This window comes from Vibrio sp. TRT 29B02, from assembly GCF_050113655.1.
Classification (GTDB): Bacteria; Pseudomonadota; Gammaproteobacteria; order Enterobacterales; family Vibrionaceae; genus Vibrio.
In genome coordinates this window covers 1-13,861 of sequence record NZ_JBNJOJ010000041.1, presented here as the reverse complement: position 1 = coordinate 13,861, position 13,861 = coordinate 1, and the positions used below count along the sequence as shown (strand labels likewise).

Here is a 13,861-nt window from a genome sequence, read left to right as displayed (position 1 = left end):
TGAATAGGGTGTTTCCTAGACGGAATCGTTATAGACCTCTACATTAATAAGTAGATTGTTATTAATTTGTAGGGGTCGTATATGCGACTTTTGACATGTTTTTTGATGGGTATGTCCTTTCTCGCTATTAGCGTAAACGGTAGAGAGCTCAATCAATTAAACTATCTCACCGAACAGTATCCTCCTTACAATTATCAGAACGATGGCGTAGTACAAGGTATTGCCGTTGATGTGTTGGCTGCCGCGAGCGCTCATATTGAAAGTCCTGTTGGTCTTGAGGCGATTCAGGTTCAGCCTTGGCCAAGGGCTTATCGCACTGCATTGATTAAACCTAATACTGTCCTTTTCTCAACCACGCGAACCAAATTGCGAGAGCATATCTTCCAATGGGCTGGACCAATAAGCACGACGAGGATTGTGGTATTAGCAAAACGCTCACGCAATATCGTCATCAACCAAACCATAGCGTTAGCTCAATATCGTATAGGGGTCATCCGAGATGATGTGGGTGAACAGCTGCTATTGGAGTTGGGTGTACCGCGTGATTCCATGATTGAAAGCTCAGTACCGGATATGCTGGCGAGTCAACTAGCCAAAGATCGCATTGATTTATGGGCCTATGAAGAGAACGTTGCCAAATGGTGGCTAAAGAGCGCGGGTTACAGCACCGAGGAATATGAAGTGGTACACGTACTTCGTGAAGGTGAACTCTATTTTGCATTTAATCTGGAAGTGGACAGAAAACTTGTGTCTCAATTGCAAAAGGGAGTCGATGCGTTGAAAAAAACAGTGGGTGAAAGTGGTGTAAGCCGCTATCAAGAAATCTTAGACAAATACCGTTAGGCGATGATATGAAATTATTCGTTGTACTGTTATGCGCTCTTGCGCCGTTGACTTGGGCAAAAGAAACCATCACGCTCACTCTAGCCTCGCAAATTGATGGCGGGCATAGGTATTACCATGAACTTCTTTATCAAGCGCTGAGCAATGCGGGTTTTGAAGTTTTCATTGAAGAGCCCAGTGAACATATCCCGCAAAAGCGAGTGCTTAAGATGGTGGAAGCCAACCAGTTAAGTATGACTTGGCTAATCAGTACGGCGGAGCGAGATCGTCGTTATATCGCAGTTGATGTGCCCTTAACGAATGGGTTGATTGGCAAGCGAGTGCTGCTAATTCCGCCTAAACTGCAGCCAGTATTTGATAAGGTGACCTCACTCGAAGAGCTACAAGGCATTGATAAGGTCGCCGGTATGGGGATCAATTGGTATGATGCCAAGGTATGGCAGAACAATGGTCTCAACGTCTACCTTCAGGATGGTGAATGGCGAGTTTTGTACAACCTCCTCACCACCGACGGTAAGGTGAACTACTTTCCTCGTGGTTTGAATGAGATCGTTACCGAGTCGCAGCAAAACCCTCACCTTGCAATAGAGCAACGTCTAATACTCGTTTACGAACGCGACTTTAAGTTCTATCTCTCGCCTAATATGGCACCATATCGTCATAAGATTGAACAGGCATTACTCGATGCCAAACGCAGTGGTTTGATAGATCGCCTAGTTGAAAAATATTGGGGCGAAGATATTAAACAAATCAAACCAGAGCAAAGAGTAGTCATAAAGTTAGCCCTACCTGCCTCTGCCTCTCAAAAACGTTAACCACTTATTGCTGTCTGGGTATAATATCGAATAATTAAATATCAAAAACAAATATCCACTTTATATAGGGTTAGCAGAAACCAGATGGAAAGCGTTTTCATAGTTGTTGCCATATTGGTCATTTTCTTCGTCGTTATACAAAAGCGTTATCTTAAACAAGATGAGCTAAAAGACTGCTCGTATAAAAAGAAAGGCCCACTTCTTACAGGACAAGAGTCGGCGTTTTACAACGCATTGATTACGGCAGTAGGGCAGCATGGAGTGGTGATGAGTAAAGTGAACTTGTCCAATGTGATCGCCCCATTGGCGACGGACAAGAAACAGTGGTTTATTGCCAACAATCGCATCGCTAAAAGCTATTTTGACTACGTTGTGTGCGATCCTCGCACTCTTGAAGTTCGTGTCGTTATTGAATTAGACAATGGCAAAGAGTTGGATAAAGGTAAGGTCGAACGGCAAAAGCTCCTGATGCATGTGTGTAAGTCGGCTGGGATCCCTCTGATTGGAGCCAACATCAAACATAGCTATCAGGTGAGTAGATTGCGCCGATTACTTGCGGCACATATTGATCTGATTGAACCCGAAAAAGAGGTTCGTTTTTGTAAACGTTGCGGAAGTCCAATGGTGATTAAGACCGCCAGCCAAGGTGAGCACAAAGGTCGACGTTTTTTCACCTGCAGCCGTCAACCACATTGTACGTACACTGAAAATTATAATGTTGTATTCGAAGAGGGACAGCAGAATTAGGGCTGTAAAAAACTGAGTTTAGAAGGAGAAAGGTTGCAAACTTTTACCTGATTGCGGCCATTCTTTTTAGCGTGATAGAGTTCTTTATCTGCCTCTCTGAGAACAGATTCTAAGTTGGCATAGTGGTTACATAGGTAAACACCAATGCTGGCGGTCAGCGCAATCGGTTCTGCTGGTGTATTAAAGCAATAACATTCGATGGCATTACGAATTTGTTCCGCTTTCATTTTTGCCAAATCCAATCCCGTGTCGTGCAAAGCGACGCAAAACTCTTCTCCCCCAATGCGATAGACCAGATGTTCGTCACTCAGTGAATCGAGTAAGGCGGCGGTTTGCATCAACACTTTGTCACCCACATCATGACCATAGCGATCATTCACTGATTTAAAAAAGTCCAAGTCTAAGACAAGCAGAGACATAGGTAACTTTCTACTTTCATTGCGATACCGTTCAAAGTTGTGCGAGAGTGCGTGGCGGTTGTAAACGCCAGTCAGAGCATCACGTGAGGCGAGTTGCCCTAAAGATGCTTCAGAGACTCTTCGCTTAACCTCAAGCACGTGTGCGGTTACCCATATCGCGAGAAACACTAAAGAGAAGTTAAGTACCAAATGAATCGAGCTGATCACATCCTCGCCCATAATACGATGCAGTATAATGGCTAACTGAGTTATAAAGCCAACACCAGTGGCGAGAAAGCCATAGCGACGACCAAGGATTAGGTAAAAGACGACAGGGAACAAACAAGCCCAAAGGAAAACCCCGTACTTGATGGGATAGTAATAAGTTGCAATTGAGGTTGAGGCAATCAAGCAATATACATAAGCGGTAACAAGTGGCTTTGAGGTATATTTGCGATAGGTGAAGTAACCAACAACAAGAGACAGAACACCAAAAGCCGCTTCATTGTAATGATGTAAACTATAGGTGCCAGAAGCGATATTAACGACAGTTAAAAAGGCAGACATGACGGCCGAAAGCATACTGAGCCAAAATAACACAGCTCGACGCAATTGCCGCGAAGGGTTGAATATGTCGAGCTCCATTCGAACCGCCTTCTCCAGTGAGTAAACATATGCTCAGTTATGAATATCCACTCATAATATTCTTTTCATGTTGAGAATCAAGGCAAGAAATAAACCCACTTCACACTAATATAACAGACTCGATTATTGAGGCTAAAAAAGCGATCAAACGCACCTCGAATGAACCCCTCAGCAGATCATAGAGTGGCGAGGGGCAGAAAGAACGGTTTATGAAGTTTGAAATTGTTTCATTAAGCGCTGTAAGCCTTCTATCTTATCAACAAGAGCACTGGTACGTTCAATCGACGATTGTGACGTACATAAGGTTTCGTCAGACAGATTCTTAATGTTGACGATATTGGTGTTGATCTCGTTAGTGACACTCGCTTGTTGCTCCACGGCAGCCGCAATTTGTACACTGCTGTCGGTCACTGCATTGAGTTTTTGTGAAATCTTATCGAGTACACCACCGGTTTGGTCGGCGCGTTCCTTACAGTTAGTAGAAAGAGCAATCCCTTGCTGCATGGCAACAACCGCGCTCTCTGCGGTCTCTTGCAACTGGCGGATCATTGCGTGAATTTCGTTTGCAGAAGTGCCAGTTTTGGAGGCGAGATTGCGAACTTCGTCAGCAACGACGGCAAACCCGCGTCCCGCTTCACCCGCTCTGGCGGCCTCGATAGCGGCATTAAGTGCGAGCAGATTGGTTTGTTCTGAAATCGTCGTGATAACTTCAAGAATACTATCGATTTTTTGGCTGTCTTGAGCCAGTACATTGATAATTCCTTGTGCGCGGTTAAGTTCGTTTGCCAGCGTCGTGACCTCAGTGATGGTGTACTGAATACTCTCTAAGCCACGTTTTGATTCTTGATCGGCTTGTTCTGCTAGCATAGACGCCGCCGATGCTGCATTGGCAACTTCGCTAATTGAGTGGGTTAGCTGTTCTACCGCCGCTGCCACTTGCTCCGTCTCGTTGCATTGCTGATCCAAGCTTTGCCCGATGGATTGTATGGTTGCGAACTCATCTTCCGCAGAGGCCAGAATCTGCCCTGATGTTTCAGTCGCTCGAGCCGTTACTGCGCGTAACTCAGCACTTTTCATCATTAGTGCCAATTCCACTTGAGAATAGTCATCAAAGTGGTTGGTATAAGGTCGCTCCATTAGCGGGTTAGAATAGGCGCGATTGGCTAGCGCTGTCAGTTCACCAACACGCTTACGTTGGTAAAGGAGAGCACCGCTAGTCAATGTGGTGCAGATCAGCAGCATGATACTTGGCCAATTCGGTGCCGATATAACCCCAATAACTGCGACGAGCGTGGTGAACACTGCGAGTGCGAGAGCAAGCGTTGTGAGGGGGAGGCGGGGTTGCTTAGGCGCGTTTCCACTGCGGAGTTTTTTATACAATGCTTCCGCTCTTAGAACTTGTGCTTTGGTCGGCTTAGAACGAACCGATTGAAACTCGATGATTTCGCCGCTTTCAGATTTGATGGGGGTGACAAAGGCGGAAACCCAGTAATGTTTCTCATCTTTACACTGGTTTTTCACCAGTCCCATCCAGCTTTTACCTTGCTTTAGATAATCCCACATCTGTTTAAATGCTTGCTTAGGCATATCTGTGTGGCGAACCATATTGTGTGGATTGCCGATCAGTTCAGATTCAGAGTAACCGGCAACGCCACAAAAATCCTCGTTGGCATGAGTAATATGACTCGATGAGCTTGTGGTTGATATTAGGTTTGCGGAAGCGCAGTAATCTTTGTTGAGCGTTGTTTCATCCATATTTTTTGACTCTTTCTCATGTTTTGGCATTGCTACGTTTAAGAATAATTATGTTTAGTTATTGTTTTATTTGACTTAAAGCGGCGCATGATAACTATGCACATACCCATTAGTAATTGATGTGAATCAATTTGATTAATTAATTTCATATAGGGTTGTTGAAACATGATTACGAGCAAAACTCTGTTGCAAAATTGAGCTTATTACACTTTGTTTCGTGCTGTGTGAGATGTTGATTCAAAATATTGCCAGGGTGTGGTGGCATTTCTATCACTGTGGATGAGAGGTGTGAACAGAGATTTCAATCTATACAAATACCGCATAAGGAATGATTGGTGATATTTTATCCAAATATCCATTAATGTAATTAATTTACTGATTTTAGTTGGTTAAATTGTGTTCCTACCCCTTTGGAGTAGTTTAATTCTGTAATTGATTTACATCATGTATTAATTTTCTTTCATAATTAACAATCAGCTCAGATAAGAACCTAACCCTTAGGAAGTATTATGAGCAAGTTGAAGCTGGTCGTTATCGGTAACGGTATGGTAGGACACCGTTATATCGAAGACCTTGTTGATAAAACGGATGTTTCTCAATATGAAATCACGGTTTTCTGTGAAGAACCACGCGTAGCATACGATCGTGTCCACCTTTCTTCTTACTTTTCTCACCACACTGCGGACGAGCTTTCCCTTGTAAAAGAAGGCTTTTACGAAAAACATGGTATTAACATGTTAATTGGTGAGCGTGCGATCAACGTAAACCGCGAGAAGCGTATTGTTCATTCAAGCTCAGGTCGTGAGATTCAATACGACACGCTGATTATGGCGACTGGCTCGTTCCCATTTGTTCCGCCGATTAAAGGTCGCGAGAGCAAAGACTGTTTTGTTTACCGTACTATCGAAGATCTCAAAGCAATCGAAGCATGCGCTAAGAAAAGCAAAGTGGGTGTGGTCATTGGTGGTGGTCTACTCGGGCTTGAAGCCGCTGGCGCATTGAAAGCGCTAGGTGTGCAGACTCATGTTGTTGAGTTTGCACCTAAGTTGATGGCGGAGCAGTTAGACCAAGCGGGCGGTAATCAACTGCGTCACAAAATCGAAAGCATGGGTGTGAAGGTACACACTAGCAAGAACACGCTTGAAATTGCACCTGAGGGTAAAGAAGCGAGAAACGTTATGCGTTTTGCGGATGGGACCGAGCTTGAGACAGATTTTATCGTGTTCTCGGCGGGTATCCGTCCACAAGATAAACTTGCTCGTCAAATGGGGTTAGGCGTTGCACCGCGAGGGGGTATTGAGATTGACGACCACTGTCAAACCACGGATAAGAACATTTACGCGATTGGCGAATGTGCATCGTGGAACAATACTTTCTATGGCCTAGTGGCACCGGGTTACAAGATGGCGACGGTTGCCGTTGACCACCTTGTCGGTAATGAGAGCAAGTTTGAAGGTGCAGACATGTCTGCAAAACTAAAACTGCTTGGTGTAAAAGTAGGTTCTATTGGTGATGCCAACGGTCGTACTCCAGGCTGTAAGAGCTATGTCTACCAAAACGAAGAGCAAGAAGTCTATAAACGCCTGATTGTTTCTGAAGACAATAAGACGTTGCTTGGTGCAGTAATGGTTGGCGATACGTCGGATTACGGCGATTTGCTGCAATTAATGCTTAATGAAATTGAGCTACCGAAACACCCAGATACGCTTATTCTTCCTGCTCATGCGGGGGCAGAGAAACCAACATTGGGCGCAGATGCACTGCCAGAGTCAGCGGTTATCTGTTCTTGTTTCGATGTTACTAAAGGCAAGATTGCTCAGGCTGTTGCTGATGGGCACCACACGATTGGTGACATTAAAGCGGTAACAGGTGCGGGTACTGGCTGTGGTGGTTGTATCCCATTAGTGACTTCTGTACTGAACGCAGAGCTTGCCAAAGCGGGCGTTGAAGTGAAGAACGATGTTTGTGAGCATTTCGCATACTCTCGTCAAGAGCTGTTCCATCTGATTCGAATCGAAGAGATCAAATCATTCGAAGAGTTGTTAGAGAAATACGGTCAGGGTTATGGCTGTGAGGTGTGTAAGCCACTTGTGGGTTCGATTCTAGCGTCATGCTGGGGTGAGCACATTCTTAAACCTGAATTGGTTAAACTGCATGATACCAACGATAACTTCCTAGGTAACATGCAAAAAGATGGTACTTACTCAGTCATTCCGCGTATGGCGGGCGGTGAAGTAACCCCTCAAGCATTGAAAGTACTGGCTGAAGTTGCCGCTGAATACAATCTTTATACTAAGGTGACAGGTGCTCAACGTATCGGTCTATTCGGTGCGCAGAAGGATGATCTTCCTGCGATCTGGAGCAAACTGATTGCCGCGGGCTATGAAACTGGTCAGGCATACGCTAAAGCGCTGCGTATGGCGAAGACATGTGTAGGTTCAACGTGGTGTCGTTACGGCGTGCAGGACTCTGTGGGTCTGGGTGTGATGATTGAGAACCGTTACAAAGGTATCCGTACTCCTCACAAGATGAAGTTCGGTGTCTCTGGCTGTACTCGAGAGTGTGCTGAAGCACAAGGTAAAGATTTAGGTATCATCGCAACAGACGCAGGTTGGAACATGTACGTCTGTGGTAATGGCGGTATGAAACCACGCCATGCCGATCTTCTAGCAAGCGATCTTGACCAAGAAACTCTGATCAAATACATCGACCGTTTTATGATGTTCTATATCCGTACAGCGGCACCGCTTCAACGCACTTCAGTATGGATGGAAAACCTAGAAGGTGGCATCAACTATCTACGTGAAGTGATTGTTGACAACAAACTAGGCATCAATGATCAGCTTGAAGCCGATGTGGCTAAGTTGGTTGAAGAGTTCCGCTGTGAATGGACTGATACCGTGAATGACCCCGCTCAGCTAAAACGCTTTGCTCACTTCATTAACTCAGATCAGCGTGATGACAATGTCGTGTTCGTTCAAGAGCGTGCTCAGCATCGTCCGGCTACATTTACGGAAAAACACCCTGAAGTGAAGGGCGATATCCTTCATGTTGAATTGGTTTAAGTGGGAGACGACATCATGGCATTTACCAAAGTATGTAACATTGAAGACATCATCCCGGGAACAGGTGTGTGTGCGTTAGTTGAAGGCGAACAAGTCGCGATCTTTCGTCCAACCGAGACTGAAGAAGTGTTTGCGATTAGCAACATGGATCCTTTCTATCAGTCGAACGTGTTGTCACGTGGTTTGATTGTTGAACATAGCGATGAATTATGGGTGGCGAGTCCATTGAAAAAACAGCGCTTCAACCTGATGACTGGCGTATGCATGGAAAACCAGCAGTTCAACGTCAAAGCCTATAAGGCTCGCGTAGTAAAAGGGCAGGTAGAGATCGCAGCTTAACCTGGCGTTAAAGCGAGATTTAATAGCCTAAAGGTTTGCTGTTTCACAGTGAGGAACAGAGAAACAGCGAGCCTTTCACTATTCGATTTCAACTTTTAACTTTCACTTTGAATAAGGACACATTCATGTCTACTGATTTTAAACCTGCTGAATTTGTACAAACCATGATTAACGTGGGTGAAGCAAAAACCAAAACAAGTACTCGTGACTTGCTTTTGCGTGGCACGATGGCAGGTATCATTTTGTCATTGGCGGTTGTTGTTGCGATTACGACCATCGTTCAAACGGGCATGGGCGTGGTTGGCGCGTTAGTGTTCCCAGTGGGTTTTGTCATTCTTAGCGTGATGGGCTATGACCTAGTAACCGGTGTATTCGGTCTTGCACCTCTGGCTAAGCTTGAAAATCGCCCTGGTATTACTTGGAACCGCGTATTCCGTTGTTGGGGTCTGGTTGGACTTGGTAACCTCATTGGCTCTCTGATTGTTGCGTTTCTTGTTGCAGTCTCATTGACGGGTAACTTCTCACTCGAACCAAATGCCGTTGCACAAAAATTCATTGCGGTATCGACGGCACGTAGCCTTGGTTTCGAGAACATGGGTATGGACGGTTGGATCACCTGTTTCGTACGCGGTATCTTCTGTAACCTAATGGTGTGTCTGGGTGTGATTGGTAACATGACAGGTCGTACATTGGCTGGCCGCATTGCAATGATGTGGTTCCCGATCTTCATCTTCTTTGCTCTTGTGTTTGAACACACAGTCGTCAATATGTTCCTATTCCCACTAGGTATGATTCTGGGTGCCGATTTTGGTATCGCGACTTGGTTGAACTTCAACCTCATTCCAACCATCTTGGGTAACATTGTTGGTGGTCTGCTAATGACTTGTCTTCCTCTATACCTAACGCATGCGAAAGCAGCGCCTGCACTGTCTGATGCTGAAGAAGTAAACGCGAAACCAGTACTAGCGAAATAATCTCAATACCGCCCCATGTGAAATCATGGGGCATATTTTAGCTTTAACATTAGTTGACTATAAAAAGTAGCCACTTTATTCCTCGCTGTGAGTGATACTTTTTATATTCAAATTTTCTCAAAGGGCGTGACTATGACTGCTTCTGATATTTCACCACTTAACAGCGGCTTCGTTTCTTTAGTGGGTGCTGGCCCTGGTGATCCAGAGCTACTGACTGTTAAAGGGTATCGCGTCATTCAGCAGGCAGAAGTGGTTGTTTACGATCGCTTAGTCTCCCCAGACATTCTCGCTTTAGCAAATACCCAAGCAGAAATGATCTACGTTGGTAAAAAGCTCGATTACCACTGTGTACCGCAGGAACAGATCAATCAATTGCTCGTCGATAAAGCAAGCCAAGGCAAACGAGTCGTCAGACTTAAAGGTGGTGACTCGTTTATATTCGGTCGAGGTGGAGAGGAGCTAGAAGAACTGGCTGAACATGGGATTGGATTTGAAGTGGTTCCTGGGATTACGGCAGCAGCAGGCGCAACCGCTTATGCAGGCATTCCGTTGACTCATAGAGACCATGCGCAAAGCGTGCAGTTTATTACTGGTCATGTTCAGAAAGATGGCCGTGAAATAGAGTGGCGTTCTCTGGCTCAATCGAACAACACCTTAGTATTCTACATGGGACTAAAACAGAGTGGCTATATTGCTGAGAAGCTGCTCGAAACGGGTTTAGATGAGCAGATGTCCTGCGCAATAATAGAAAATGGCACGCGCCGCGAACAGCGAGTCTTTACTGGGCCGCTCAAAGATTTAGCATCGCTGGCAGAGCAAGCAGTGAGCCCCGCACTGATTGTCGTGGGCAGTGTTACGTCTTTGCACGACAAACTGAAATGGTACAACTAGCCGTGATGACTGCTGCACTGATGCCCTGATTCTGTTAGAGTCAGGGCATCATTCTAAGCTCAAAAGTATCTATGGAAAAAGTGGCTATATTCGTAGACGTTCAAAACATCTACTACACCACGCGAGATAAATATCGCGCCAATTTTGATTACAACCAGTTTTGGTATATCGCCACAGAAGGTAGAGAGGTGATTGCAGCAAATGCCTATGCCATTGCTTCACATGATCCCAAACAGCGTCAGTTTCATCATATTCTCCGTGGCATTGGCTTTAACGTTAAACTCAAACCCTTTATCCAAAGAAATGATGGCAGTGCGAAAGGGGACTGGGACGTTGGATTAGCACTGGATGTTTATGAGACGGCATCGCAAGTAGATCGCGTTATTCTGCTGACTGGTGATGGTGACTTCGACGTGTTAGTGAATAGAATTCAGACTCGATTTGCGACGAAAGTAGACGTTTTTGGCGTACCAGGACTTACCGCGCAATCACTTATTGATGCCGCTGACCGTTATATCGCTATCGATAGAAATCTAATTATCACACGTAACTGACAACCAAACTGGCATGCTGAGACAAGATGATGGGTGGTTCAATATCCTACCCACTGGTTGCGACTGATTGTTCAAGGTTTGCACAGATTATGGTAGAGTTACCGACTCAACTGTAGGTAGCTTATTCATTGTTTTAGTTAGGTTTTGTTGTATGTTAAATCGAGCGGATCAGGTCACAATCAGCGTTTCAGAACAAAAGATCGAAACGTTAGATACACTACTGAAAACCATTGATACGGATATGGCTGTGTCTATGTCCTTTATTCGACGTGCTCAAGGGATGTCATTTCGCGACTTAGAGCAGCGAACAACAGGTATCAATGGCTCGACTCTAAAGCGTTACATGCAGCAAAGCTATCACTCTATCAGACCAATCCATGTCGTGGCAGCAATGTCGTGGGTCATGATGGTTCCGATGACCAGCTTTTATCTTGCCCTCAAAATGAAAGAGCATTACCGAGGAATGGATGACAAAGCCATCGAAGCTTTGTACTGCATTGGTCGACTTCCAGCCGAACAATTTCACCTTTACCTCGATCTAGTGACGAATATGATGAGTGAGGAGAATAAGCAACAGTTTCGATCTTTTCGTTCTGACGTCGAATCTCAGAGCGATCCTGATATTAACTACAACGAGTTGTTGCCGCCGCCAGTGTTAGATATTAATGCCTTTGCGATCGACTATTACCGCTCAGTTGCGATTACAGTTAAACGTTTTCGCTTAGAACACCAAATTCCTATTGATGTTATCTCGCGAGTTTTAGGCCTTTCAGAGTATCAATATCAGCAACTTGAAGATGTGAATAAAGTAAGAGATTTTTCGGTCGCGATAGGATTTAGGGTCAAACTGGGTTTTGAACTTAACTCGCACGTAAATTTCACCAGTGAAATGCGTTTATTCCCACAATTTCATCAATTACGTCAAATCCAGCATTTGCGTGACGCACTGATCGTAGAAGCATTGCGTTATTTAAAGGGTGAATGTAAGAAGCGTGCAGTAGAAATACTGACCACACTATCAAAGATCTATATAAAAAATGTGATCTAGTTCCTTCAAGTGGAAATAATCAACTCAAATTGCGCAGAGCCTTGAGTTGATTATATCTCACTAAAAAACAACAATGTTCACTAGTTATTTAGGTTAATGCTAACAGAGCTTCATCGAGCGCTATCGCTGAATTCGCTTGGGCTAACATTAGAGCGGCAACCTTGTCGGGATATTGCAAATGGACTAAATGGTCGGCGTTTTTTATCACCACAAGGCGACCATTTTTGAGTTGGTTTGCAAAGGATTGAGCGGTTTCCTTCGTGACATATGGATCAAACTCACCAACACATATTGTGCATGGTACAGAGATATTGGTCACATTGGACGGTGTATGAACCAGCAATCTAACGGAGTTCTCAAAGAACACGTCAATACGCTGTTGTGACATATTAGTGATGCTCCTGACTGTCGCCTTAATGATGGCTTTGTTACGTGGAATATCGTTGTTGTTTACAGTCAAAGACTCAGTAAATGACTGCGCAAAGCTCGTTGGGTTGTCCATCGCAGCCGCGATCATTTTCTTAGTCGCAAGACGTCCCGAAGAAGGGATGCCTGGGACGCCACCACAAATCGACATCGACAGCACATGCGGCCATATGTCGCACAGTTCTACCGCAACAGCTGTAGCATAAGAAAAGCCAATAATATGGGCATTTTTAACCCCTAAATACTCGATAAAATCGCGCAACATAATCGCTTGTGAACGTATACTGACTGTCGATTCAAGATTTTCTGTATGACCGGTTCCAGGAACCTCAATGGTTATACAGTTCAATTTTGTCGCAAAGAAGGTCGAGAAACTGTGGACACTTTCTATGTCCTGTAACGCGCCTAAAAGAAAAATAGCGTATTGGTCTGAACCTTCACAGTGGTGAAACGAATAGCGGTAGTGATTGCCATTTAAGATCGTTTTTATAGTTTCCATTTTAATGTCCTCGGTTGAATAAGGACTTAACTATAAACGATTGATTGATAACGTTATGGCTAGGAATCTAATGCATAATCATACTCTAGAACAGCATTTGGCTGATGCGGAACAACCAGTTAAAGATTTTATGGCTGAGCTGTTGGAAGCGCTAGGAAAGAAAGTCACTGACAACCAAGACCCCAAGCTAGCACTTCGCTACTTCGGAGCTAAACTGGAAATCAAGTTGGTTTCGTTTGATGGTGGCTATGAAGCGGGTCAGTGACCAAAGGGAAGAACAAAAAAGCCAGTTGGGTAAACCCGACTGGCTTTTCTATTTGGAAATTAGTGTTGAGCGTGTTGTTCGCTTGCCGCTGATTCTTGCTCGACCAACGCCTCTTCATTGTTGAGGTTTGCCTCTTCTGCTTCTAGCTTAGCGCGCTCGGCTTTTGAGATGTAGCGAGGTTTATTACTCTTATGTAGCTTAGCGTTTATCTTCTTTTGCTTAGCTTTTAAGATGCTATTGATCTTCTTTTTACGGTTCATGGTATCGCTCGGTCCTGAATAAGGCGCCGATCCTATCAAAAATCTGAACACAAATCACCAATATCAGTTTGGCTATTTGTGCTCTAGCGCGGTTCGACTAGGAGAACTTTCAGTGGTGTGAGATTTGGAACCGACCCTAAATGGGTAGCTAAATGAAAGTCAAAATGACAAATAATTTTGATTCAAGATAAAGTAGAAACGTGAAATACAACAAAGCCCGCATTAAGCGGGCTTTGTGTTTTGTTCCTAAGAACTAAATTTGGTGGGTCCGGGCGAACTCGAATCGCCGACCCCTACCATGTCAAGGTAGTACTCTAACCAACTGAGCTACGGACCC

Annotated in this window: 14 protein-coding genes and 1 tRNA gene; 10 read left to right on the top strand and 5 right to left on the bottom strand. The window is 44.6% G+C overall.

Features of this window, described 5'->3' with window-relative positions:
- The first annotated feature begins 81 nt into the window (after positions 1-81).
- The 3 genes from ACQEXT_RS19435 to ACQEXT_RS19425 all read left to right on the top strand — a co-directional run bounded on the left by ACQEXT_RS19435 (position 82) and on the right by ACQEXT_RS19425 (position 2,405).
- Positions 82-843, top strand: a complete 762-nt coding sequence (locus ACQEXT_RS19435; protein ID WP_426953249.1) for a substrate-binding periplasmic protein — start codon at positions 82-84, stop codon at positions 841-843.
- An 8-nt stretch (positions 844-851) separates the two neighbouring features.
- Positions 852-1,658, top strand: a complete 807-nt coding sequence (locus ACQEXT_RS19430; protein ID WP_426953248.1) for a hypothetical protein — start codon at positions 852-854, stop codon at positions 1,656-1,658.
- A gap of 84 nt (positions 1,659-1,742) precedes the next feature.
- Positions 1,743-2,405 (top strand): DUF2726 domain-containing protein, encoded by a 663-nt coding sequence (locus ACQEXT_RS19425; protein ID WP_331418261.1) that lies wholly within the window; start codon positions 1,743-1,745, stop codon positions 2,403-2,405.
- On the opposite strand, the gene ACQEXT_RS19420 is transcribed toward ACQEXT_RS19425, so the two are convergent.
- The gene (locus ACQEXT_RS19420) at positions 2,402-3,448 is read right to left on the bottom strand and encodes a GGDEF domain-containing protein (RefSeq protein ID WP_426953247.1); all 1,047 of its coding nucleotides are present in this window, start codon (positions 3,446-3,448) and stop codon (positions 2,402-2,404) included. The two genes, ACQEXT_RS19425 and ACQEXT_RS19420, sit on opposite strands and share 4 nt — an antisense overlap.
- Before the next feature lie 207 nt (positions 3,449-3,655).
- Positions 3,656-5,203, bottom strand: a complete 1,548-nt coding sequence (locus ACQEXT_RS19415; RefSeq protein WP_426953246.1) for a methyl-accepting chemotaxis protein — start codon at positions 5,201-5,203, stop codon at positions 3,656-3,658.
- A gap of 509 nt (positions 5,204-5,712) precedes the next feature.
- Here ACQEXT_RS19415 and nirB point away from each other — a divergent pair.
- The 6 genes from nirB to ACQEXT_RS19385 all read left to right on the top strand — a co-directional run bounded on the left by nirB (position 5,713) and on the right by ACQEXT_RS19385 (position 12,074).
- Positions 5,713-8,268, top strand: a complete 2,556-nt coding sequence (nirB, locus tag ACQEXT_RS19410; protein WP_426953245.1) for a nitrite reductase large subunit NirB — start codon at positions 5,713-5,715, stop codon at positions 8,266-8,268.
- 15 nt (positions 8,269-8,283) lie between these two features.
- Positions 8,284-8,607, top strand: coding sequence for a nitrite reductase small subunit NirD (gene nirD / locus ACQEXT_RS19405; RefSeq protein ID WP_426953244.1), 324 nt, complete (start codon positions 8,284-8,286; stop codon positions 8,605-8,607).
- A 125-nt stretch (positions 8,608-8,732) separates the two neighbouring features.
- Complete coding sequence (locus ACQEXT_RS19400; protein WP_331416340.1) at positions 8,733-9,581, top strand: formate/nitrite transporter family protein; 849 nt, start codon at positions 8,733-8,735, stop codon at positions 9,579-9,581.
- Between the two features lie 132 nt (positions 9,582-9,713).
- A complete protein-coding gene (cobA, locus tag ACQEXT_RS19395; RefSeq protein WP_426953243.1) occupies positions 9,714-10,472 on the top strand; it encodes a uroporphyrinogen-III C-methyltransferase in 759 nt (252 codons plus the stop codon).
- 71 nt (positions 10,473-10,543) lie between these two features.
- Positions 10,544-11,026 carry an NYN domain-containing protein gene (locus ACQEXT_RS19390; RefSeq protein ID WP_426953242.1) on the top strand — a complete coding sequence of 161 codons (483 nt, stop codon included), beginning with the start codon at positions 10,544-10,546 and terminating at the stop codon, positions 11,024-11,026.
- Positions 11,027-11,177: 151 nt separating this feature from the next.
- Positions 11,178-12,074, top strand: a complete 897-nt coding sequence (locus ACQEXT_RS19385; protein ID WP_171052130.1) for a hypothetical protein — start codon at positions 11,178-11,180, stop codon at positions 12,072-12,074.
- An 88-nt stretch (positions 12,075-12,162) separates the two neighbouring features.
- Here ACQEXT_RS19385 and ACQEXT_RS19380 read toward each other — a convergent pair whose 3' ends face one another.
- Positions 12,163-12,999: an alpha/beta fold hydrolase gene (locus ACQEXT_RS19380; protein ID WP_138970916.1), complete on the bottom strand. Its 837-nt coding sequence runs from the start codon at positions 12,997-12,999 to the stop codon at positions 12,163-12,165.
- Between the two features lie 70 nt (positions 13,000-13,069).
- Here ACQEXT_RS19380 and ACQEXT_RS19375 point away from each other — a divergent pair, with 70 nt between their 5' ends.
- Entirely contained in the window at positions 13,070-13,264 is a 195-nt protein-coding gene (locus tag ACQEXT_RS19375; protein WP_426953241.1) for a hypothetical protein, read from the top strand.
- Between the two features lie 59 nt (positions 13,265-13,323).
- On the opposite strand, the gene ACQEXT_RS19370 is transcribed toward ACQEXT_RS19375, so the two are convergent.
- Complete coding sequence (locus tag ACQEXT_RS19370) at positions 13,324-13,524, bottom strand: DUF2986 domain-containing protein (protein ID WP_331416335.1); 201 nt, start codon at positions 13,522-13,524, stop codon at positions 13,324-13,326.
- A gap of 260 nt (positions 13,525-13,784) precedes the next feature.
- A tRNA-Val gene (locus ACQEXT_RS19365) sits at positions 13,785-13,861 on the bottom strand.